General features: G+C 58.0%; 18 protein-coding genes, 1 tRNA gene and 1 riboswitch. Of the genes, 9 read left to right on the top strand and 10 right to left on the bottom strand.

Annotated elements, in window-relative coordinates; translation table 11 throughout:
• The 8 genes from gcvP to VGP75_RS00655 all read right to left on the bottom strand — a co-directional run.
• On the bottom strand, positions 1–2,183 hold a 2,183-nt coding region (gene gcvP, locus VGP75_RS00690), incomplete at its 3' end, for an aminomethyl-transferring glycine dehydrogenase (RefSeq protein WP_327541812.1).
• Positions 2,184–2,201: 18 nt separating this feature from the next.
• Positions 2,202–2,561 (bottom strand): glycine cleavage system protein GcvH, encoded by a 360-nt coding sequence (gcvH, locus tag VGP75_RS00685; RefSeq protein WP_327541811.1) that lies wholly within the window; start codon positions 2,559–2,561, stop codon positions 2,202–2,204.
• Between the two features lie 15 nt (positions 2,562–2,576).
• Positions 2,577–3,698, bottom strand: coding sequence for a glycine cleavage system aminomethyltransferase GcvT (gcvT, locus tag VGP75_RS00680; protein WP_327541810.1), 1,122 nt, complete (start codon positions 3,696–3,698; stop codon positions 2,577–2,579).
• A gap of 160 nt (positions 3,699–3,858) precedes the next feature.
• Positions 3,859–3,944, bottom strand: a riboswitch (glycine riboswitch).
• 58 nt (positions 3,945–4,002) lie between these two features.
• Entirely contained in the window at positions 4,003–5,157 is a 1,155-nt protein-coding gene (locus tag VGP75_RS00675) for a M24 family metallopeptidase (RefSeq protein WP_327541809.1), read from the bottom strand.
• Entirely contained in the window at positions 5,154–5,936 is a 783-nt protein-coding gene (locus tag VGP75_RS00670; RefSeq protein ID WP_327541808.1) for a maleate cis-trans isomerase family protein, read from the bottom strand. Before VGP75_RS00670 ends, VGP75_RS00675 begins: the two co-directional genes overlap by 4 nt.
• A gap of 59 nt (positions 5,937–5,995) precedes the next feature.
• A complete protein-coding gene (locus tag VGP75_RS00665; RefSeq protein WP_327541807.1) occupies positions 5,996–7,519 on the bottom strand; it encodes a tripartite tricarboxylate transporter permease in 1,524 nt (507 codons plus the stop codon).
• 3 nt (positions 7,520–7,522) lie between these two features.
• On the bottom strand, positions 7,523–8,020 hold the full coding sequence (locus VGP75_RS00660) for a tripartite tricarboxylate transporter TctB family protein (protein ID WP_327541806.1): 498 nt from the start codon (positions 8,018–8,020) through the stop codon (positions 7,523–7,525).
• 78 nt (positions 8,021–8,098) lie between these two features.
• Complete coding sequence (locus VGP75_RS00655; RefSeq protein WP_327541805.1) at positions 8,099–9,082, bottom strand: Bug family tripartite tricarboxylate transporter substrate binding protein; 984 nt, start codon at positions 9,080–9,082, stop codon at positions 8,099–8,101.
• Between the two features lie 142 nt (positions 9,083–9,224).
• Between VGP75_RS00655 and VGP75_RS00650 the strand changes: the two genes are divergently transcribed.
• Genes VGP75_RS00650 through VGP75_RS00640 form a run of 3 tightly spaced genes read left to right on the top strand, consistent with a single transcriptional unit; the run spans position 9,225 to position 12,306 of the window.
• On the top strand, positions 9,225–9,887 hold the full coding sequence (locus VGP75_RS00650; RefSeq protein ID WP_327541804.1) for a response regulator transcription factor: 663 nt from the start codon (positions 9,225–9,227) through the stop codon (positions 9,885–9,887).
• Complete coding sequence (locus VGP75_RS00645) at positions 9,884–11,284, top strand: sensor histidine kinase N-terminal domain-containing protein (protein ID WP_327541803.1); 1,401 nt, start codon at positions 9,884–9,886, stop codon at positions 11,282–11,284. Before VGP75_RS00650 ends, VGP75_RS00645 begins: the two co-directional genes overlap by 4 nt.
• On the top strand, positions 11,254–12,306 hold the full coding sequence (locus VGP75_RS00640) for an ABC transporter substrate-binding protein (RefSeq protein WP_327541802.1): 1,053 nt from the start codon (positions 11,254–11,256) through the stop codon (positions 12,304–12,306). The genes VGP75_RS00645 and VGP75_RS00640 overlap by 31 nt, the downstream gene beginning before the upstream one ends.
• On the opposite strand, the gene VGP75_RS00635 is transcribed toward VGP75_RS00640, so the two are convergent.
• Complete coding sequence (locus VGP75_RS00635) at positions 12,303–13,622, bottom strand: ATP-binding protein (RefSeq protein WP_327541801.1); 1,320 nt, start codon at positions 13,620–13,622, stop codon at positions 12,303–12,305. The two genes, VGP75_RS00640 and VGP75_RS00635, sit on opposite strands and share 4 nt — an antisense overlap.
• 44 nt (positions 13,623–13,666) lie before the next feature.
• Here VGP75_RS00635 and VGP75_RS00630 point away from each other — a divergent pair, with 44 nt between their 5' ends.
• Positions 13,667–14,569, top strand: coding sequence for an MBL fold metallo-hydrolase (locus tag VGP75_RS00630; RefSeq protein ID WP_327541800.1), 903 nt, complete (start codon positions 13,667–13,669; stop codon positions 14,567–14,569).
• 86 nt (positions 14,570–14,655) lie between these two features.
• A tRNA-Asn gene (locus VGP75_RS00625) sits at positions 14,656–14,730 on the top strand.
• Positions 14,731–14,853: 123 nt separating this feature from the next.
• Here the strand turns inward: VGP75_RS00625 and VGP75_RS00620 are convergent.
• Positions 14,854–17,205: a methyl-accepting chemotaxis protein gene (locus VGP75_RS00620; RefSeq protein WP_327541799.1), complete on the bottom strand. Its 2,352-nt coding sequence runs from the start codon at positions 17,203–17,205 to the stop codon at positions 14,854–14,856.
• 250 nt (positions 17,206–17,455) lie between these two features.
• Here VGP75_RS00620 and VGP75_RS00615 point away from each other — a divergent pair, with 250 nt between their 5' ends.
• The 4 genes from VGP75_RS00615 to VGP75_RS00600 all read left to right on the top strand — a co-directional run bounded on the left by VGP75_RS00615 (position 17,456) and on the right by VGP75_RS00600 (position 21,069).
• Positions 17,456–18,289 (top strand): bifunctional allantoicase/(S)-ureidoglycine aminohydrolase, encoded by an 834-nt coding sequence (locus VGP75_RS00615; protein ID WP_327541798.1) that lies wholly within the window; start codon positions 17,456–17,458, stop codon positions 18,287–18,289.
• A 173-nt stretch (positions 18,290–18,462) separates the two neighbouring features.
• Complete coding sequence (locus tag VGP75_RS00610) at positions 18,463–19,470, top strand: ABC transporter substrate-binding protein (RefSeq protein ID WP_327541797.1); 1,008 nt, start codon at positions 18,463–18,465, stop codon at positions 19,468–19,470.
• 55 nt (positions 19,471–19,525) lie between these two features.
• A complete protein-coding gene (locus VGP75_RS00605; RefSeq protein ID WP_327541813.1) occupies positions 19,526–20,311 on the top strand; it encodes an ABC transporter ATP-binding protein in 786 nt (261 codons plus the stop codon).
• On the top strand, positions 20,311–21,069 hold the full coding sequence (locus VGP75_RS00600; protein ID WP_327541796.1) for an ABC transporter permease: 759 nt from the start codon (positions 20,311–20,313) through the stop codon (positions 21,067–21,069). The genes VGP75_RS00605 and VGP75_RS00600 overlap by 1 nt, the downstream gene beginning before the upstream one ends.
• Positions 21,070–21,248: the final 179 nt, after the last annotated feature.

The raw sequence follows: 21,248 nt of genomic DNA, 5'->3' as shown, positions 1-21,248 counted from the left end.
TCTCCGGGCAGATGCGGGATCAGGTGGGATTTCACACCGATCGGTCCCATACCGGGGCCGCCACCACCGTGGGGAATGCAGAAGGTCTTGTGCAGGTTCAAATGGCTGACATCGCCCCCCAGATCACCGGGGCGCGACAGGCCGACCATCGCGTTCATATTGGCCCCGTCGATATAGACCTGACCGCCGTGATCATGGGTAATCTTGCACACCTCGGTCACGGTTTCCTCGAACACACCATGGGTCGAGGGATAGGTGATCATGCAGCCTGCAAGGTTGTCGGAATGCTGCTCTGCTTTGGCGCGGAAATCATCCAGATCAATGTCCCCTTTGGCGTCCGATTTGATCGGCACCACAGTCCAGCCGACCATCTGTGCCGAGGCAGGGTTCGTGCCATGCGCGGACATCGGGATCAGACAGATGTTGCGGTGCCCCTGCGCCTGCTCTGCGTGATAGCGCGCAATCGTCAAAAGCCCCGCATATTCGCCCTGCGCGCCGGAATTGGGCTGCATCGAGATCGCGTCATAGCCGGTCACATCACAGAGTTTCGCGGACAGATCGTCGATCATTTCGTGATAGCCTTCGGCCTGATCGCGGGGCGCATAGGGGTGCAGCAGCGCGAATTCGTCCCAGGACACAGGCATCATCTCGGCGGCGGAATTCAGCTTCATTGTGCAAGACCCCAGCGGGATCATCGCACGGTCCAGCGCCAGATCACGGTCAGCCAAGCGGCGCATGTAACGCATCATTTCCGTCTCGGCGCGGTTCATGTGGAACACTGGATGCGTCAGGTAATCGGACGTGCGGATCAGCTTTTCGGGCATGTGATAATGCGGCGTATAATCCTTGTCCTCCCGCGTGATGCCAAAGGCGCGCCAGACGGCCTCGATTGTGTCGGGCCGTGTGCGTTCATCCAGCGTGATCCCCACGCGGGTTTTGCCCACCGCACGCAGGTTGATCCCTTCGTTCACCGCCGCGGCCATGACAGCCGCCTGCAACGGCCCCACATCGACCGTCACCGTGTCAAAGAAGGTGGCGGGGCGCACGTCAAAGCCCGCGTCTTTCAGCCCCTCGACCATCCGCGCGGTTTTGCGGTGAATGCGTTGGGCGATGGCCTTCAGCCCCTCAGGGCCGTGGAAAACGGCATAAAACCCGGCCATCACCGCCAAGAGCGCCTGTGCCGTACACACGTTGGACGTCGCCTTTTCGCGGCGGATATGCTGTTCGCGCGTCTGCAAGGACAGCCGGTAGGCGCGGTTGCCGTGGCTGTCGATCGACACACCCACAATGCGGCCGGGCATGGAGCGTGCATAGGCCTTTTTCGTCGCCATATAGGCCGCGTGCGGGCCGCCATAGCCAACGGGCACGCCAAAACGCTGGGTGCTGCCGATGGCGATGTCGGCGCCCATCGCACCGGGTTCTTTGAAGAGCGTCAGTGATAGCGGGTCAGCGGCGATCACACCAATCGCATCCGCTGCATGCAGGGCCGCAATCTGGTCAGTGAAATCACGCAAATGCCCGTGGGTTCCGGGGAACTGGAAGATCCCGCCAAAGACTGCCGCGGCATCCAATGTGTCAGGATCGCCCACGATCACCTCGATCCCCAAAGGTGCGGCGCGGGTCTGGATCACCGCAATATTTTGCGGGTGGCAGTTTTCGTCAACAAAGAACGCCTTGGCTTTGCTCTTGGCGACACGCTGCGCCATGGTCATTGCCTCGGCGCAGGCAGTCGCCTCGTCCAGCAGGGACGCGTTGGCAATTTCGAGCCCTGTCAGGTCAGACACCATCGTCTGGAAGTTCAACAATGCCTCAAGCCGGCCTTGTGAAATCTCGGGCTGATAGGGCGTATAGGCGGTGTACCACGCAGGGTTTTCGAAAATATTGCGCTGGATTGCGGGGGGCGTGACCGTGCCATGATACCCCTGCCCGATCAAAGACGTCAGCACCTTGTTCTTTTGGGCCGTCGTTTTCATGCGGCGCAGCAACTCTGCCTCGGACAGCGGCTTGCCGAAATCCAGCGGGTCTTTCTGCCGGATTGCGGCGGGTAATGTGTCATCAATCAGCGCATCAAGGTCTTTTGCCCCGACCACTTCCAGCATCTGCACCATTTCGGCCTGCGAGGGTCCGATATGGCGGCGGTTGGCAAAGTCATAGGGCAGATAATCGGTCGGGGTAAAAGGCATGTCAGGCTCCGCGCGTGTTCAGGCGATCATTGCGTTATAGGCTGCTTCGTCCATGTAGTCGTCCATCTGTGACGGGTCGGACGGTTTGATCTTGAAGAACCAGCCATCCCCGATGGCATCCTCGTTGGCGAGGGCGGGATTGTCGGCAAGGGCTGTGTTGACCTCGACAATTTCACCATCCAGAGGTGCGAGGATATCAGAAGCCGCCTTGACGCTTTCGATCACTACGATCTCGTCGTCCTTGGTCACTGTCGCGCCGACTTCGGGCAATTCGACAAAGACGATATCGCCCAGTTGGGTCGTGGCGTGTTCTGTAATCCCCACGACGATCAGGTCGTCTTCGGGGCGCAGCCATTCGTGTTCTTCGGTGTATTTCATCGGGGCTCTCCAGAGTTAACGTTTGAAATTGGCAGGTGTGAAGGGCATCGCAGCAACCGTCAGCGGCAGGCGCTTGCCGCGCAATTCGCCCCAGACGGTGGTGCCGGTGGCAAACAGATCCGTCGGCAGATAGCCCATGGCGACAGGTGCGCCGACGGTCGGGCCGAAACCGCCCGATGTGATGGTGCCGACTGGGGTGGCAGCGTCTTCGCTTGCAAAAAGCGGCACACCTTCGCGCATGGGTGCGCGCCCTTGCGGCAGCAGGCCCACGCGTTTGCGCGCAGCACCCTCTGATAGGGCGGGCAAAATGACTTCCGCGCCGACAAACCCGCCAGCGCGTGCGCCGCCCGCGCGGCGGACCTTCTGGATTGCCCAACCAAGGGACGCCTCGGCAGGGTTTGTGCCCGCGTCGATATCATGTCCATAAAGGCATAGCCCTGCTTCAAGTCGCAAACTGTCGCGTGCGCCCAACCCGATGGGGGCCACGTCATCATGCGCCAATAGCGCCTCTGCCAAGGCTACGGCCTGATCCGCAGGGACCGAGATTTCATAGCCGTCCTCGCCAGTATAGCCCGACCGCGAGACCCAGCATTCCGCACCCGCGAGTGTCAGCGTCGCGACATCCATAAAGCGCATATCAGCGGCACGCGGATCGAGGGTGCGTAGCACAGCCTCTGCCGCCGGACCTTGCAGCGCCAAAAGCGCGCGGTCGGTGATTTCGGTCACGGACACACCCGTCAGTTCGGCCTGCATATAGGCGATGTCATCGGCCTTGCAGGCGGCATTCACAACGATGAAAACATGATCACCACGGTTCGCCAGCATCAGATCATCACGGATGCCGCCCGCTGCATTGGTGAAAAAACCATAGCGCTGGCGGTTTTCAGCCAGATCCAGAATATCCACGGGGATCAGCCGCTCCAGTGCCGCTGCAGCACTTGTGTAATCGGCACCCGTCACACGCACCTGCCCCATGTGGCTGACATCAAACAGGCCTGCCTTTGCCCGCGTGTGCAGATGTTCCTGCAGCACGCCCATCGGATATTGGACAGGCATATCATAACCGGCAAAGGGCACCATTTTTGCCCCCAGCGAAAGGTGAAGCGCATGTAGCGGGGTTTGGTGCAGATCAGACATTGCCAAGCCGTTCCTTCTTTCCGGCCGACGCGATCTTGCGATCATACGGCACCACGTGGGCACGGCAGCGGATGCCGACGTGCGTGATGCCCCCTCTGTCCTGATGCCTGAGATTGCTATCCCTTCGGCGGGCAGCGACCTGCCACTCTCCAGAGTCTTCTTACCTACGTCGGTCCTGTGGCCTGAGAGTTTCCGGGGCGGTTGCTCCTTCGGCACCAACTGGGTTGGTTCTCCCGACGTCGATTGCGACGCAACTTGCCCCGTTCCCGACCTGCGCGCAAGAGATTCGATGCATCCGAAACCTCTAAATGATTGGCAGTTCCGGCGCGGCACGGGTCGTCAGCAAACGCCCCCCTGCGGGTGTCACGACGATGTTTTCCTCATGCACCATCATCAGCCCGTCACCGTAGGAGACAGAGGGTTCCAATGTGATGACCATGTTCTCTTGCAAGACCGTCGCATCAAAGCCCGCCAGCGAGGGTTGTTCGGTCAATTGCAGCCCCAATCCGTGCCCCAAACGACCGATGTCACCCCCGCTGTCCTGTATCTCGGCAATTACTGCGCTCATTGCAGCACAAAGCTCCTGACAGGTAGTGCCGGGGCGCGCTGCAGCTATGCCTGCTTCGGTCGCGCGCCAAAGCACATCATAGGCGCGTTTGGCCATGTCATCGGCGCGCCCAATCGTCCAGTTGCGATCAAAATCGCAATAATAGCCGTCACAGACCATACCGCTGTCCAGCATCAGGATATCGCCCTTGGCAAGCGGTGTGCCGTCCGGCGGCGAGATGACATCTGCATAGCCCCCCTGTGCCGCCGCCCCCACCACATAGGGCGCACCGTCGGCGCCCTGTGCCAATGCGGCGCGCCGAAACTCGCGGAACACAGCATCGAGCGGCGTGCCTTCTTGCGCAAACGCGGGCACCTGCGCAAAGGTCGCCGACCCGATCGCGCAGATATGGGCAAGTTTCGCAACCTCGGCGTCGGATTTCACCATACGCAGGCCTTGCACCAGCGGTGCCACATCGGTGACCGAAAGGCCCGGCAATCCAGCCATCAACCTGTTCCAATCAGCCAGCGGCATGCGCAGATGTGTCTCATGGCCCAGCATGACCCCGATCTTTGTGCAAGGCGCCAACAGCTCAGTCAGCAAGCTGATCCCGTCATCCGCAGGACAAGGCGCGCACCATGTGCGGATGTCATCCACCCATGTCTGACGCATAAGAGCAGCACCTATTTCAGGGATGATCGCGACGGGCTTGCCTGCTTGCGGCACAAAAACAAACCATGGCCGTGTCGGGCTTTGCCAGAACAGGGTTTGGAAGCCGGTGAAATAGGTGACCTCTGCTTCGGTCATCAGCAACAGGCCCTCAAGGCCCTGCTCCGCCATCTTTTCCTGTGCGCGTGTTGTCCGCGCGAGATATTCCGCCTCCGGAAACCCGCGTGTCGATGGTGCCGTCATTGTGGCCCCATGCCCGATATCGCCCGCCCACTGTGTTTGAAAATCTGGCCAAACCCCTGCAAGTCATCCATGATCCCTGCCCTGCGCAAACACGACCAGAACTGCGCCTGATTTGAGGTAATCACCGGCTTACCCACGATCTGTTCGATCTCGTCGACGACCTCAAGCGCGCGGATGCCGCTGCAGGACAGAAAAATCGCATCCGCATCCGGGCTGTCGATGTCCAGCGCAAACTGCTTCCAGTAATCGGGTGTGACACGGCCGAATTCAACGCCGGTTGCCAATTGCAAACCCTGAATATCCAGCACGTCAAAGCCCGCTTGTCCCAGATAAGCGGCCTCGGCGGTGTTGATCTCGTCCAGATAGGGTGTGCCAATGACGATCTTTTGCGCGCCCACTTCACGCAACGCATCCATCACGCCGGTGACAATGCACATAGGCTGGGCCCATGGCGCACCTTTGCGGATTTCGCGAAAGACGCTTTCCTCACCGCAGATGATCGAGCCAGAGGTGCAGCAATAGCTGATCACCTCGGGGCGCATATCGGGCTGCAGGCGCGAAGCGGCATCGGCCATATCGTCGATGTGGCGCGCCAAAGTTTCATTGGTGGTGTGATCGTCTGTTTTCAGACGGGTGAAATGGACAGCCACGCCATCGGGGGCCATATCCATGCAATCGGCCTCGCAGGCCAGATCGGTCGACATCAGGATAAACCCCAGCCGCGCGCGGTGGTGCCGGCCTGCGTCCATCTTGGGGTTGCGGGGTTTGGACAGGATCATGCCCAAGTGTTAGGTCGCCGCGCGCAGATTCCAAAACGAAATCTGCGCGCGGTACCGCATCAATCGCCGTCAGCGACACCTTCTGCCCGCTTGCGCGCACGGCGCGCGCGGTAACTTGGCAAAAGCACCAGCAGCAAGGCCAAGACCAGCAACCCCAATGTCATCGGACGCTCAAGGATAAAGCCGAGGCCACGATAAAGCTGCATGGAGCGCGCAAAGTTGTCTTCCAGCATCGTGCCAAGGATGAACCCGATCAAGAGCGGTGCCAGCGGATAATCCGCAAACCGCAGGATCGTGGCGACCACACCAAAGCCCACAAGGATCAAGAGCTCGGTCGCGTTATTCTGCCCGATATAGGCTCCCATCAGCGTAAAAAACAGAATGAAGGGGATCAGGTAGTTGCGCGGGATCGACAGGATCTTGGCGATATAGGGGATCAGCGGCAGGTTCAGCAACAAAAGCACCAGATTGCCGATGAACATCGAGATGATGACAGCCCAAAAAATCTCGGGCGTGTCTGTCATCAGACGTGGACCGGGGGTGACATTCAATGCAATCAGCGCGCCCAACAGGATCGCCGTCGTGCCGGAACCGGGGATACCCAGCGTCAACAAAGGCACGAATGATCCGGTACAGGCCGCGTTGTTGGCTGTTTCCGGCGCGGCAAGACCCTTGACAGACCCTTTACCGAATTCGGCCTGCTCTTCGCCTTTGGCAAGGTTGCGTTCCACAGCATAGCCGAGGAAAGACGCAATCGTGGCCCCCGCACCGGGCAAAACGCCGATAAAGAAGCCCTGGATGGACTGACGTCCGATCACAGGCAGGATCGCCCTCCCTTCGGCCCGCGAAAAGCGCAGATTGGTGATCTTGTTGCTACCGCCTTCGGCGTTGCTGGCCCCGCGTGCGGGGTTCAGCACGAGGAAAAGTGCCTCAGGCAGGGCAAACATCGCCATAGCCAATGTGATAAAACTGATGCCCGACTGCAGGTCCATCACGCCCATCGTAAAGCGTGGCATGCTGAACAAAGCGCCCTCGCCCACGGTGGCGAGCATCAGACCCAGCAGGGTCATCATCAGCGCCTTGCCCACTTGCCCTGTCCCTGCAAAGGCCGCGATAGCCGACAGACCCACAACCATCAGCGCAAAATACTCGGCCGAATGGAACAACAGCGCAACAGAGGACAAAGCCGGCGCAAAGACCATCAAAAGGATCACACCGATCGTGCCACCTGCAAAACTGCTGACTGCGGCGATGGTCAGCGCCTTGCCTGCCTGCCCGTTACGTGCCATAGGATAACCGTCAAAGCTGGTGGCGACGGTGCCCGCCACACCGGGCGCATTCAGCAGGATCGACGAGGTCGAGCCGCCAAAGATCGCACCGTAATAAACGCCGGCCAACAGGATCAGCGCCGCCGCCGGATCCCCCAAGGTGATCGCCACCGGGATCATAATGGCGATAATCGACATAGGCCCCAGACCCGGCAACATGCCGATGAATGTCCCAATCAGGCAGCCGAACACGACCATCAGGATGTTCTGCACAGAAAAGGCCGCTTCTAGGCCAATCAAAATACCTTCAAGCATAGCCTACATCCCCATGAAAAACGGAAAGGGCCGCAAGAAGATGCCAAGCACCTCTTGGACCAGATACCACACAAAACCCGTGGCGAAGGCCGCGACAGGGATCATGATGTGAAACTTGCGCTCGCCCAGGATCGCGCTGCCGGCCACCAGAAAGACGGTGGTCGAGATCAGAAAACCCGCAGGCCGCAGCATCAGCGCGTAAAGCACCATGAGCGCCAGCAGCAACAGGGCCTGACCGAGTTTGTATTCGTGCAAACGGCGATAGTTGATTTCAGTGGCCGAGGGGCCCGCGTCGCTGTCGTCGGTCTTTTCCAGACCCAAAAGCACAACCAGACCAACGATAATCCCAAGAACGGCCAGCACCTTTGGAAAGGTCGAAGGCCACACAGGGTTACGTTGCATAAAAGGGGGAAGAAGCTGATCCATCGTAAAGTATGCGGCATAGCCATAAACGCAGCAAAATAAGACAAAGATCAGCGCGATCCAACGATCCAGCGCCATGAATTCCCCTCCCTGAAAATTCGTGTAGTGAAACCGTCCCGCATGATTGCGGGACGGCAAAGTATTGCAGCCTAGGCCTTAGAGAAAGCCGAGTGTCCGCATCAGGTCACCGATTTCCTGCTCCTGGTTGTCCAGGAATGCACGGAAGTCTTCACCGTTGTTGTAGATGTTGACCCAGCCGTTACGCGCACGGACTTCTTCCCACTCGGGTGTGTCGTACATCGCAGCAATGACGGCCTGCATTTTCGCAACCTGTTCGTCCGCCAGACCGGGTGCCGCAAAGAAACCGCGCCAGTTGATGAACGTGGTATCAAGACCCTGCTCGATCATTGTGGGTGCGCTGTCATAGGCCGGCACACGTTCGGGGGATGTCACGCCAAGAATGCGGACTTCACCTTGGTCGGCCAGCGCAATCGCCTCGGAAAAGCCGGTTGAGAGCGCCTGGATTTCACCGGACAGCAGACCTGCCATGGCTGCACCACCGGCGTCATACGGAATATAGTTGAACGCTGTCGGATCTTCGCCCGCCGCCTGCATGACAGAGGCCGCAACAAGGTGGTCAAGCCCGCCGGGTACAGACCCGCCGCCAACAGCAAAGCCCATGCCATCAGCACGGTACGCCGCCAGCAGATCATCCATCGACTGGATCGCACTGTCTGTGCTGACAACAATCGCCGCATAGTCACCCACGGTGCCCGCGATCAGGGTCAGGTCGCGGTAGCTTTGTGGAAACACGCCTGTGAGCGAGCGGATGATGATTGGTGTCGAATTCACCATCATGGTGTTTTGCAGCGATTCCGCATTTTCGATCAGGTGGGCAATCGCCACACCGCCGCCGCCACCGGACATATTTTCGTAAGATGCTGTGCCCACAAGGCCGGACGCGGTCAACGCCTCACCAGTGCCACGGGCAGTGCCGTCCCAACCACCACCAGCGCCGCCGGGGATCAGGAAATTAATCTCGTCCATCACCTGATGGCCGCCAGCGGTTGCTGGGTTTGTAAAAGCGAGTGTAACGGCCGCAGCGGCCATCACGACCCGGCGGGTCATGTTCATTGTCATCGGTAGTCCTCCCATTTGACAGGCGCGGTTTCCCCGCCCATGTTAAATAACCGCATGCGAAGCTGACACGAGCCTGACACCAGTTGAATTAATTCACCCGCCGCCGGATTTCAGGTTGCGCGGACCGAGGAGAGACCGATCAATGCGCTTTTTGCTCGTTGAGGATAACGAAGAACTGGGCGCGGCTGTGATCGCGCGTCTGTCGCTTGACGGGCATGCGGTGGATCTTGCCACAACACTGGCCGAGGCCGAGGAGTGGCTGGCGATTGCGCAATACGACCTGATGCTGCTTGATGTGATGCTGCCCGATGGCGACGGCCGCGAATTTTTGCGCAAAACACGGACAGTCGAGCGACTTCCGGTGATCGTGCTGACCGCGCGCAGCCAAGTGTCCGACCGCGTTGACACGCTTGATCTGGGTGCTGATGATTACATCACAAAACCATTTGATTTCGGTGAGTTAGAAGCCAGGTGTCGCGCAGTATTACGCCGTCGCGGCACGCCGACACCCGCACTTATTCCGCTTGGCACGGCGCTGTTTGACCCGTCAGGCGGCACACTCCTGCAAAACGGAGACACAAAGCCCTTGCGCAACCGCGAACTGCGCCTGCTCGAGGTCTTTGCGCGCAATAAGGGCCAGATCCTGTCCAAGACCCAATTGCTTGACCGCTTGTTTCCCCAAGATGCCGAAGTCAGTGAGAACGCCATTGAGGTCTATGTCGGCCGCCTGCGCAAACGGCTTCAGGAGGCCGGGGTCGAAATCGAAACCGTGCGCGGTATCGGATACCGGATGACATGGCCATGAGCACCGCAAATTCGCTGCCGTTCTGGTGGCGCTCTATCGGTCAACGCCTCACAATCCTGCTCGCGGGTGTCGCGGCTGTGCTGGCAATTCTGTCATGGTGGACTGTCACATCCTTTGCGCGCGAAGCCGCCGAACAGACCCAAGACAACGTGCTTGTCGCCTCAGCCACGACAATCGCCGAGGCGCTGCACAGTGAACAGGGCACGATTCTGCTGGAATTGCCCTACTCTGCCTTTGCAATGCTGGATGCAATCGGCCAGGACCGCGTGTTCTACCGCGTGTCTGCCGGGGGCGAGACACTGACCGGATATGACGATCTGGCCGAACCCGTTAATCCTGTCGGTCGCCCCGGCGCTGCGACTGTCCGCACGATGGATTATCGCGGCGACACGGTGCGCGCGGTCACCGTCCAGCGCACGGTTCTGGCAGGCCAACAGCCTGTGCCGGTATTGGTTACCGTGGCGCAAACCCGCACAGGTGTGCAAGCGATTGGCGCGGAACTTTCACAAACAGCCGCAGGGCTTTCGGTGTCACTCTTCATTGTTGCTGTGGGGCTTGGGGCCTTTGCTGCAGGCAATGCGTTGCAGCCGCTCAACAGCTTCGCTCAAGCTGTGTCGCGGCGCGGCCCGTCCGATTTGCGGCCCCTGCGCCGCCAAGTCCCTGCTGAACTGTCACCGCTTTTGATTGCGCTCAACCGTCTGATGGAACGTTTGGGGCACTCGATCCGGCGGTCCGAAGAGTTTATCGTCGAGGCCGCCCACCGCGTTCGCACGCCATTGGCCACTGTGCGGGTGCAGGCTGAACTGGCACTTCATACCGTTGAAAAAGAAGAAGAGAAACAAATGCTGAGGCGAATCATCCGTGCGGTCGACGAAAGCTCGCGTTCGGCCAGCCAGCTTCTGGATCACGCCACCGTCAGTTTCCGTGCCGACACACTGGCGCAGGACCACGTTGATCTGGCCGAACTGGCCACGCGTGTGTCAGACGGGCTCGCCCCAACAGCCGACATGAAGGACATCGCGATCATCCTCAATTGCAAAGGCCCCGCTGATGTGCGCGGGGATGCCATTTTGTTGGAAAGTGCGCTGCGCAATGTCTTGGATAATTCTATCAAATACTCGCCTGCGGAAACAGCGATCGACGTCACCCTTGACCGCATGGACGACAGATACTGGCGTCTGACAGTGCGCGATCATGGTCGCGGATTTTCGGCGCCCTGTCTGCCGGATCTGACAGCGCGCTTTCAACGCGGTACCAACGTCGATCAGGTGGTCGGATCCGGCCTCGGGCTGACCATCGCAAAAGAAGTGCTCGACGCCCATGGCGGCCGGATCGAATTGACAACCCCCGACGATGGAGAAGGCGCATGCGTTTCCCTGATCTTGCCCGCAGCCTGATTGCAACAACACTTTTGCTTTGTCTGGGCGGGCCACTGGCCGCCCTCGAACTTGAAGACCAAAAGTTCTACCCCGGCACCGGTGATGTCGCGCTCAAGGTAATTTCGACCGGCGATCTGGAGGTTTTCGAGCCATTTATTTTACAATTTCAGGCAGAAAACCCAGCTATCGGCATCGATTATTATGTGACGTCCAGCGCCGTTTTGCATCGCGCCATCACCGAGGGCGCGGTCTTTGATGTCGCAATCTCTTCGGCGATGGACCTGCAATTCCAACTGGCCAATGATGGCGCGACACAGACCTATACATCCCCCGTCACACAGGCCCTGCCCGTCTGGGCGCAGTGGCGCAATCAGGTCTTTGCCTTCACGGCCGAACCCGCTGTTGCTGTTATTTCGCGCGCGGCTTTCGCTGGCATGGAACGCCCGAAAACACGCCAAGACCTGATTGCCCTGTTGCGCCAGAACCCTGAGATTTTTCAGGATGCGATTGGCACATATGATGTCCGCAGCAGTGGTTTGGGTTATCTTTTTGCCACCCAAGAGGCACGCAATTCCGATACCTACTGGCGACTGTCCGAACTGATGGGGTTGCGCGGTACGGCGCTTTATTGCTGTTCGGCGCAGATGATTGACGATGTGGCCTCGGGCCGGTTGTCTATGGCGTATAATGTGCTTGGCTCTTACGCATCCGGACGGATCGCGCACGATGACCGGTTGGAAATTCTGGATCTTCAGGACTATGCCACCGTGATGCTGCGCACAGTGCTGATCCCTGCAACGGCGACGCAAACCGCCAGCGCGGGGCTGTTTGTTGACCGCCTGCTGCAAGAAGGGATGCGCGAACAGTCCAGTATTTGGGTCCTGCCCCCTTTGGGTGCCGCAGAAACACCCGAAGCCCGCGCCTATGGCCCGATCCGGCTTGGCCCCGCGCTCTTGGTCTATCTCGATAAATTGAACAGAAACGCGTTTCTCCGCGAATGGAGCGATGCAATGCTACAGGACGCAGCAGAGTATCCCTAGCGCGCCAGAACCAACTCGGCCTTCAACCCGCCAAGCCGCTCACTGCTCCCCAGACGCAAGACGCCGCCATGGGTACGCGCAATATCGGCCACGATGGACAGGCCAAGGCCGACACCGCTGCCCTTGTCCTGATTGCGCGCCGGATCAAGGCGCACAAAGGGGCTCAGCGCCTCATCATAGCGATCTGGCGGAATACCGGGGCCGTCATCTTCGACCCAGAACCGGACCGCGCGATCCGTCACACTGACGCCGATTTCCGCTCTTGTGCCATAGCGCAGCGCATTGCCTATCAGATTGTCCATGGCGCGGCGGATCGCCAGCGGGCGAAGGCCGACCTTTTCGTCCGCCCCCTCAATCGCCCCCAGCGTCACATTCTGCTTCGTGCGTGCCGCATCAGCCAGGACATCTGCAATGATTTGCCTTGGCATCGTTGGTTCAAGACTGTCTTCGGCGTCGGTGCGGGCGAAATCCAGAAATGCGTCCAACAGCCGCTCCATATCATCCACGTCATGGACGAGTGGCGCTGCATCCTCGGGGTCCAACATAGAAAGCCCGAGCCGCAAGCGGGTCAGCGGTGTGCGCAAATCATGGCTCACCCCTGACAGCATCATTGTGCGGCTTTGGGTCTGGCGCTCAAGGCGGTTGCGCATATCAAGAAATGCCATGCCTGCAGCGCGGACCTCGATCGCACCGGATGGCGTAAACGGGGTAATCCGGCCCTTGCCGTAATCGGTGGCGGCACGGGCCATGCGTTTGATCGGCCGCAGTTGATTGCGCAAAAACACATAGGCAATCGCCGTCATGATGCCGCCCAGAACAACCATAATCACCAGCAACTGATGCGGATTTGACGCCGACACCCGCGCCCGTCGCAAATCCATGCGCAGGGGCCCGTGGCGGGTTTCTACCCAAACCACCACCCTGCTGCGCCGTTCCAGAGAAACGGCCAGAATATCGCTGACCCCCGCGCGCAGCGTTGCAACCACAGTACCGCCCGTAAGATCGACAAAAGGGACGATATCCTGCGTGACGACATCGTTTGCAGGCAGAACAGTGTCGATTTCCAAAGGACCATCGATACGCCCAAGGGCTGTACGTGCGGCTGCTACTGTCATTTCGCTGTTTGCGGTATCCACCAAAAAGCGCAGTTCAATATTGACGGCACTTGTCATCAGGCGGGTGACACCTTCAAAGTGGCGCTGGATAAAGACAACAGAGACAAGCAATTGCAGCAGCAGAATTGGCAGCACCAAGATCAGCCCCGCGCGCGCGTAAATGCCTCGCGGCATGTATTTTTTGAGCCAACCAAAGACCATGACGCCACGCTACCCTGCCGAGGCAGAAACGGGAAGCGGTTGTGATGGCGGATTTTGCACCGATTGCAGGCAAACCGCTGGCACTGGCCGACGACTTGCAACTGGTTCTGGCACCAAACCCTTCGCCCATGACTTATTTGGGCACGAATACATATATTATAGGGCGCGATACGCTTGCCATCATCGACCCCGGGCCAGACGATCCGACACATCTGGCAGCATTGGTGGCGGTCATCGCGGGGCGTCCTGTGTCACATATATTGCTCACGCATAGCCATCTGGATCATTCCCCACTCGCAGGACCGCTGCGCGACCGGCTGGGTGCGCCGACCTACGCATTCGGCGACAGCCACGCAGGACGCAGCGAAATAATGCAGCAGTTGGCCGGTGAAGGACTGGCCGGCGGCGGTGAAGGGATTGACCATAGGTTTGCGCCTGACCATGCGCTCAAGGACGGCGAAGTTTTGTCAGGGGCGTGGGGCGACATCACCACCCTGCATACGCCGGGGCATATCGGGAACCATCTTTGTTTTGGTTGGAAGGATGCGATCTTTACCGGTGATCACGTGATGGGCTGGTCCAGTTCGCTGGTCTCGCCGCCTGATGGTGATCTGAGCGATTTTATGTCCTCGTGCACGAAACTGCAGGATCATGATGCGCGTGTCTATTATCCTGGGCATGGTGCCCCGGTCACGCAACCTGCGGCGCGGCTTGCCTGGTTGATTGACCACCGCAAAAAGCGCGAGGCACAGATCATAGCAGCACTGACCACCAAACCTGCAACCCCTGCACAGATCACGCAAGCGGTCTATCAGGACCTCGCACCAGGCCTTATGTATGCAGCAGAGCGCAACGTTTTTGCGCATCTGGTCGACCTCTACAAACGTGGCAAAATCAGTGCCGCACCGCAACTCGCAACAGGTGCATTATTCGCTCTGCGCGCCTGACGGAGGATGTGTTTGAGAAGTTTCGTAAAAACACCACAAAACCCTCTGGACGTCCCGGAATCGCATTGCTATATGGGCGCGAGTGTTCCGACGTAGCTCAGCGGTAGAGCAGTTGACTGTTAATCAATTGGTCGTAGGTTCGATCCCTACCGTCGGAGCCAATTCCCCCATATAGGCTATTTCGTCAGGGTAGTATTGGCTTGAACACCATTCGGTGCGCACATGCCGCGCGCAAATTTGAAACGCGCGGCAAAGTGCAGTTCAGCAAGAGATATTCGAGCTTATCAAAAATCTTGCCAGATATCTTCGCGGGCGCCACCCCCACCACTTGTCCTGGCGACTGCGGGCCTTGCATGAAATGAAGCCATTTCGGGCGCATTCTGCGCAGGCTGGGGGACAAATTGCATGATGTTGTCCTGCACGGCGGAATGTCCGATTGCGGTTTCATCCAAACGGAAATGCGTGACCAGCTCTTCAAGTTGGGCCGCATCCCCATTCAACGCGTGACTGCTGGCAGTTGCTTCTTCCACCATCGCGGCATTCTGCTGTGTCACCTTGTCAAGTTGGGTCACACCGATGTTGATCTCGCCAAGACCAATGGATTGTTCTTCCGCGCCAGACGCAATTTCGGCGACGAGGTCGGAGATATGATTGATGTGACTTGCAATTTTTGTCAGCACCTGACCGGCCTGTCCAACAAGCGTGACACCGCGCTCGACCTGACCGGAGCTTTCACTGATCAGTGCTTTGATCTGTTTGGCAGCATCCGAAGAACGCTGCGCAAGCGCACGCACTTCGGATGCCACGACAGCAAAGCCGCGCCCGGCCTCGCCTGCGCGCGCGGCTTCGACGCCCGCGTTCAGCGCCAGCAGGTTCGTCTGGAACGCAATATCATCAATGACACCAATGATCTGTGATATTTCCTGTGAGGACCCTTCAATTTCCGTCATGGCATGCACAGCATCTTTGACCACCGGTTCACTCTTATCGGCGTCATCACGTGCGCTTCCCACGACTTCTTTCACTTGACGGGCACCGTCAGCCGCGGATTTGACGCTGGCAGTCATCTGGTCCAGCGCCGCAGCTGTTTCTTCCAGCGTTGCGGCCTGATTCTCTGTGCGGCGCGACAAATCATCCGAAGCGCGGCTCATCCCATCCGAACGCTGGCGGATCGCGCCAGATCGAATTACCACCGACCCGATCGTCTTGTTCAGATTCACAAGGGTGCGGTTATAGTCCTGACGCAGCTGATCATAGTCACCATCAAATGGGGTTTCGATCTTATGTTGCAGGTCACCATCGGCCAGTTTCGTGAGTGCGATGCTCAGTCTGTTCACGACCTCTGCTTGCTTCACCTGCAACGCCTCTCGCTCCTCTTCAGCCTCGTCGGACGCGCGCAATTTCTGACAAAAATCGTTGAGGCTATTGAATAGACTACCGATTTCATCACCACGTTTTTGATCCGACAGATCGACATCATAGTCTTTCTCTGAAACGCGGCCCATCGCGTCACCAAGGCGTGCCAACGGCTGCACGACTGAGCGCGCCGTTAGCCAGCCGAAAAAGGCGGCAAGACCGACAACGAATACTGTAACCAGGATCATTTTGTTGCGCGCGGCAATAACCGGGGCTTGGACCTCAGAAGAAGCGATCTCGCCAATGATCGCCCAAGTTTGCCCAAAAATATTTACCAAAGCACCCTGGGAAAGAATATCATCACCACTGATCCCGTTGGTCAGACCTTGAAACGTCTCGCCACCATTGAATAATGCATTCACTTGGATGGCGTCCGACACGTCAGAAAGGCGCGCAGGTCCATTTTCAAAACGCGGCGCATTCCGCGTTTGCTGATCAGGTCCAACAGCGAAGATGCGCCCAGTCTCGTCCAGTCCGAGCGGATCATTGAATATCTTATCTATTTGATCTGCTGGCACCTGCACTGCCACAACCCCAAGCACCTGATTGCTTTGATCAAAAACCGGCGTTGCGAGAAATGCTGCCGCGTCACCGGCACGCGGTTCGTAGCGATCAAAATCAGCGAAATATGTCTGCCCCCGCTCACCATCCCGCGCGGCAGTAAAGGCCGCTGCAAGGCCGCTATCTGCGAACGGTCCTTCAGAGAAGTTTGTCGCATAATCCCCTTCTTTCTCGACCGAATACATCAGATCCCCACGGCGATTGAACAAAAAGAAATCATAGTAGCCTGCGGTCTTCACAATATCGCGGAAATACGGGTGAAAGCGCCCGTGCTGGAAGTGGTAAGGAATGGATTCAGGCGCCTGATCAAACATTGCCCGTTCGCCGGACGGATTGGGGTTGTTTGTGATATATGCATCACGCAAACCGGCGCTATCAATCATCAGCTCATAGGAGCTGCCAAACGAGCTCAGGGCCGCCACAACCGTCGGGTCATTTGCATAACTTGCAACATCCCGCCCCATGTTTTCAAACCATGTCACCAAGCTGTTGCCACGGCTTTCCGTCAGGATACGGAAATTTTTGCGCGCATCCTGATACACATTCTGTCGAAAATCCAGATATCCAACAATGGCGATACTGACACTGGCAACCACACAAAGTGCAGCGATGATTGACGGTAGTTTTCGCGATAGTGCGATTGAAGTCGAGAATCCCATTAGCCCCTCACAGAATATGCATTGCTTGGCGCCTTTATGCGCGATGGGGTTTAAGAACAGCTTAAGCCGTCTTTGGTGCCTCCTGAATGCGTGCGACGTGGACGATCAACGCATGACAATCATACGATCCTGTTTGAAATCCATGCGTCATTATCAAATTTCTCCGATAAGCCTTGTCTGACGATAATGGGTGGTGTCTCATGACGAGCACCCCCATATTTCTATGTGATTACAACCGACAGGAGCCGATATGTCAGGCAAATACTATGCACCGACCGGGGGACATCCGGGCCAGGACCAACTCCTGACAGACCGCGCGATCTTTACCGATGCCTATGCTGTCATCCCGAAAGGGACGATGCGCGATATCGTGACCAGCTATCTGCCGTTTTGGGACAATACCCGCCTTTGGGTCATCGCGCGCCCCATGAGCGGCTTTGCCGAGACCTTTTCACAATACATCATGGAGGTCGGGCCAGGCGGGGGGTCGGATCAGCCAGAGGCAGATGCCGGCGCCGAAGGTGTGCTGTTTATCGTCGAAGGTACAGCAACCCTGACTGTCGCGGGCGAAACGCATCTGATGGAGCCGGGCGGATATGCCTATCTGCCGCCCGCGTCGGGCTGGACGTTGCACAACAAGGACGATGGGATGTTGCGGTTTCACTGGATCCGCAAAGCCTATGAGCCTGTACCCGGGCTGGATGCGCCGGATGTGATCGTAACAAACGACCGCAACGTAGCCCCCACTGTCATGCCCGGAACGGACGGCAAATGGGCCACCACGCGGTTTGTCGACCCCGCCGATCTACGCCACGATATGCATGTGACGGTCGTCACATTTGAACCGGGCGCTGTTATTCCGTTTCTCGAAACCCATGTGATGGAACACGGGCTCTATGTGCTTGAAGGCAAGGCCGTTTACCGCTTGAACAACGACTGGGTCGAGGTCGAGGCCGGTGACTACATGTGGTTGCGCGCTTTTTGCCCGCAGGCCTGTTACGCAGGTGGGCCGGGCAAATTCCGCTATCTGCTCTATAAGGATGTAAACCGGCACATGAATTTGCGCATATCCACACCGCGATAGGCGCGGGAGCGCAAAAATTGCGTATGAAAGCAGTCCACGGCACGCCTATTCGCCTATTTTTTGTGCAGTGACCCGAAAAACGCGCAGCAAAAAGACACTAACCCGCGTGATCCCTGTTTCGCCGCGCCTGCCTTTGATAGTATTTGATGGTAACAATTTCACGGGACATGCCAATGATTTTCGACAAAAAGATGCTTGCGCTTGCTGCAAGCCTGCTCGCTTCACCTGCCATCGCGCAAACTGATATGCCTTTTGCATTGGACTGGAAATTCGAAGGGCCGGCGGCACCTTATTTTCACGCCCTTGATGCAGGTTATTTCACCGATGCCGGCCTGACCGTGACGATCAGCGAAGGTGCGGGTTCGCTAGACGCTATTCCAAAGGTTGCAACAGGCGCGTTTCCGGTGGGGTTTGCCGACATCAACTCGCTGATGCGTTTTCTGGACCAGAACCCTGATGCCCCCGTCACAGCCGTAATGATGGTTTACGACAAGCCGCCGTTTGCGATTGTCGGGCGTAAATCTTTGGGCATTGAGGCCCCTTCCGATCTGGAAGGCAAGGTGCTTGGCGCGCCGCCACCTGACGGCGCATGGGCACAGTTTCCGATCTTTGCCGCAGAAACCGGATTGGACGTTGATGCCATCACTGTAGAGCCTGTGGGCTTTCCGACCCGCGAACCGATGCTTGCCGAAGGCAATGTCGCAGCGATCACCGGCTTCTCGTTCTCCTCAACTCTGAACCTCAAGCGTTTGGGTATTCCCGAGGATGATATCTCGGTTCTGTTGATGGCAGATTATGGTGTGGACCTTTACGGCAACGCGATTATCGTCAACACCGACTTTGCCGCAGCCAACCCGGAACTGGTGACCGGTTTTCTGACGGCTATCGCAAAGGGCTGGAAAGACGCTATTGCGACACCTGACGCTGCGATCGCCGCATTGATCGAGCGCAACCCTGCGGCCGACGCCGCTCTTGAAACAGAGCGTCTGCAAATGGCAATCGATGCCAATGTGCTGACCGACTATGTGATTGCAAACGGCATGGGCGGCATTGATGAGGCACGTATGGCAAACGCGATCGAACAGACCAAATCGGTCTATGAGTTCGTGAACGCGCCCGATGCGTCGCTTTATTTTGATGGAAGCTATCTGCCCACGGCGGATATGTTGATGTTGCAATAAAACAAACGGGCCGCTTCACTTTGCGGCGGCCCTTTTTCCGTCAAGGCTGAAGACCATCGAAAATCTCATAGAAATCAAAGGCGTCAAGCACGCCTATCAGACTGACCATGGCCCGCTTGAGGTCTTGGACGGTCTGGAAGTGACCGTTCCCGAAGGCACATTTGCCGCTGTTGTCGGCCCGTCGGGTTGCGGAAAATCCACGCTGACGCGGCTTGTTGCAGGCCTCATGACCCCTGATGAGGGCGAGGTCTGGTTGCACGGCGAACGCGTCAAGGGCCCGCGCAACACCGTGGGCATGGCGTTTCAGAACCCTGTCCTGCTGGAATGGCGCACGATCCTTGACAACGTCATTCTACCGCTGGAAATCGTGGCCCCCCGTATGCCGCGCAAAGACCGCGAGGCGCGCGCGATGGAACTGCTTGAAATGGTGGGGCTGGTCGGGTTTGAAAACAAGCGTCCCTCGGAACTCTCGGGGGGCATGCGCCAGCGCGCATCGCTTTGCCGGTCCTTGGTGCATAAACCCGACGTTTTGATCATGGATGAACCCTTTGGCGCGCTTGATGCCTTCACGCGCGAGGATCTTTGGCAAACGATGCGCGATCTGCGCGCCGCTGAACCTTTCACAGCCGTGCTGATCACCCATGATCTGCGCGAAAGTGTGTTTCTGGGCGATCAGGTCATTGTCCTTTCAGGACGCCCTGCCCGTACGCAATATGTGATGGACGTAGACCTGCCCTCAGACCGCACGCTGGATGTGCTCTTTACCCCCAAGGCCGCGGATATGCTGCATATCCTGCGCGACCAGATCAAGATCGCCCAAGGCCGCGAGGTTGACCACTGATGTTCAGTAAAATCGCCACCCCGATCATCGCGATCATCATCTTTCTGGGCCTGTGGGAGCTTCTGGTCTGGGCCAATGGTTGGCCGAACTTCAAAATGGCCTCGCCGTCCGACCTGCCGCCAGCGTTCTGGAAGTACAGGGAGTTGTTCCTTGAGATGGGTTGGCAGACGCTCTGGCGTACGGTCGTGGGTCTGTTCCTTGCTGTGATCGTTGGCACAGCCATCGGCATGATCATCGGCTTTTCACGCATCGCGCGTGATGCGCTTTATCCTTTGCTGATCGGCTTTAACGCGATCCCCAAGGCAACCTTGGTGCCCGTCATTTCCCTGCTCTTCATCGGGCAGCATGATTTCAACACGGTGCTGATGGCGTTCATGATCTCGTTTTTTCCCATTGCCGTATCCGTCGGGATCGGGCTGTCCACGCTCGAGCCCGAATACCGCGATATCCTGCGCGCACTTGGCGCATCGAAAGCCACGATTTTCTGGAAAATCGCCCTGCCCAAGACACTGCCGGAGTTCTTTGGCGCGCTGAAGGTCTCGGCCACCTTGGCCTTTATCGGCACGAACCTTGTGGAAATTGTCAGCCCGCATGGTCGTGGCCTTGGCGCACTGTTCAAGTCGGGGGAAACCAACGGGGATTATCCGTTGATGTTTGCAGTGCTGATCGCGCTCGCCTTCCTCGGGATCGTTCTTTACTACGCGGTGATCTTTCTGGAACGCATTTTTGCAGGCTGGGCGGACCGCGAAGCCAGCTAATAAAAAGGCCCGGTCAGATGACCGGGCCTTTTTGATTTTTGCCATTCGCCTTTACGACTTGGGCAACGACCCGTGGCCATGTCCTGTCATACCGCCCGAGACTTCCTCGGTCGCTTCGCCTGACAATTGTTCAGGCAAAATCAGGTTCAGCACGATCGCAATCACCGCAGCGGGCAAAA

It is taken from the genome of Yoonia sp., from assembly GCF_036007805.1.
GTDB lineage: Bacteria > Pseudomonadota > Alphaproteobacteria > Rhodobacterales > Rhodobacteraceae > Yoonia.
The sequence above is the reverse complement of the archived record's forward strand: the minus strand, read 5'-3'. Positions and strand labels throughout refer to the sequence as shown.

What these genes read in the sequence shown, in the direction of transcription:
- gcvH (WP_327541811.1), bottom strand. Translation starts at nt 2,561, where the DNA reads ATGAAATACACCGAAGAACACGAATGGCTGCGCCCCGAAGACGACCTG.
- gcvT (WP_327541810.1), bottom strand. Translation starts at nt 3,698, where the DNA reads ATGTCTGATCTGCACCAAACCCCGCTACATGCGCTTCACCTTTCGCTG.
- VGP75_RS00675 (WP_327541809.1), bottom strand. Translation starts at nt 5,157, where the DNA reads ATGACGGCACCATCGACACGCGGGTTTCCGGAGGCGGAATATCTCGCG.
- VGP75_RS00670 (WP_327541808.1), bottom strand. Translation starts at nt 5,936, where the DNA reads ATGATCCTGTCCAAACCCCGCAACCCCAAGATGGACGCAGGCCGGCAC.
- VGP75_RS00665 (WP_327541807.1), bottom strand. Translation starts at nt 7,519, where the DNA reads ATGCTTGAAGGTATTTTGATTGGCCTAGAAGCGGCCTTTTCTGTGCAG.
- VGP75_RS00660 (WP_327541806.1), bottom strand. Translation starts at nt 8,020, where the DNA reads ATGGCGCTGGATCGTTGGATCGCGCTGATCTTTGTCTTATTTTGCTGC.
- VGP75_RS00655 (WP_327541805.1), bottom strand. Translation starts at nt 9,082, where the DNA reads ATGACAATGAACATGACCCGCCGGGTCGTGATGGCCGCTGCGGCCGTT.
- VGP75_RS00650 (WP_327541804.1), top strand. Translation starts at nt 9,225, where the DNA reads ATGCGCTTTTTGCTCGTTGAGGATAACGAAGAACTGGGCGCGGCTGTG.
- VGP75_RS00645 (WP_327541803.1), top strand. Translation starts at nt 9,884, where the DNA reads ATGAGCACCGCAAATTCGCTGCCGTTCTGGTGGCGCTCTATCGGTCAA.
- VGP75_RS00640 (WP_327541802.1), top strand. Translation starts at nt 11,254, where the DNA reads ATGCGTTTCCCTGATCTTGCCCGCAGCCTGATTGCAACAACACTTTTG.
- VGP75_RS00635 (WP_327541801.1), bottom strand. Translation starts at nt 13,622, where the DNA reads ATGGTCTTTGGTTGGCTCAAAAAATACATGCCGCGAGGCATTTACGCG.
- VGP75_RS00630 (WP_327541800.1), top strand. Translation starts at nt 13,667, where the DNA reads ATGGCGGATTTTGCACCGATTGCAGGCAAACCGCTGGCACTGGCCGAC.
- VGP75_RS00620 (WP_327541799.1), bottom strand. Translation starts at nt 17,205, where the DNA reads ATGGGATTCTCGACTTCAATCGCACTATCGCGAAAACTACCGTCAATC.
- VGP75_RS00615 (WP_327541798.1), top strand. Translation starts at nt 17,456, where the DNA reads ATGTCAGGCAAATACTATGCACCGACCGGGGGACATCCGGGCCAGGAC.
- VGP75_RS00610 (WP_327541797.1), top strand. Translation starts at nt 18,463, where the DNA reads ATGATTTTCGACAAAAAGATGCTTGCGCTTGCTGCAAGCCTGCTCGCT.
- VGP75_RS00600 (WP_327541796.1), top strand. Translation starts at nt 20,311, where the DNA reads ATGTTCAGTAAAATCGCCACCCCGATCATCGCGATCATCATCTTTCTG.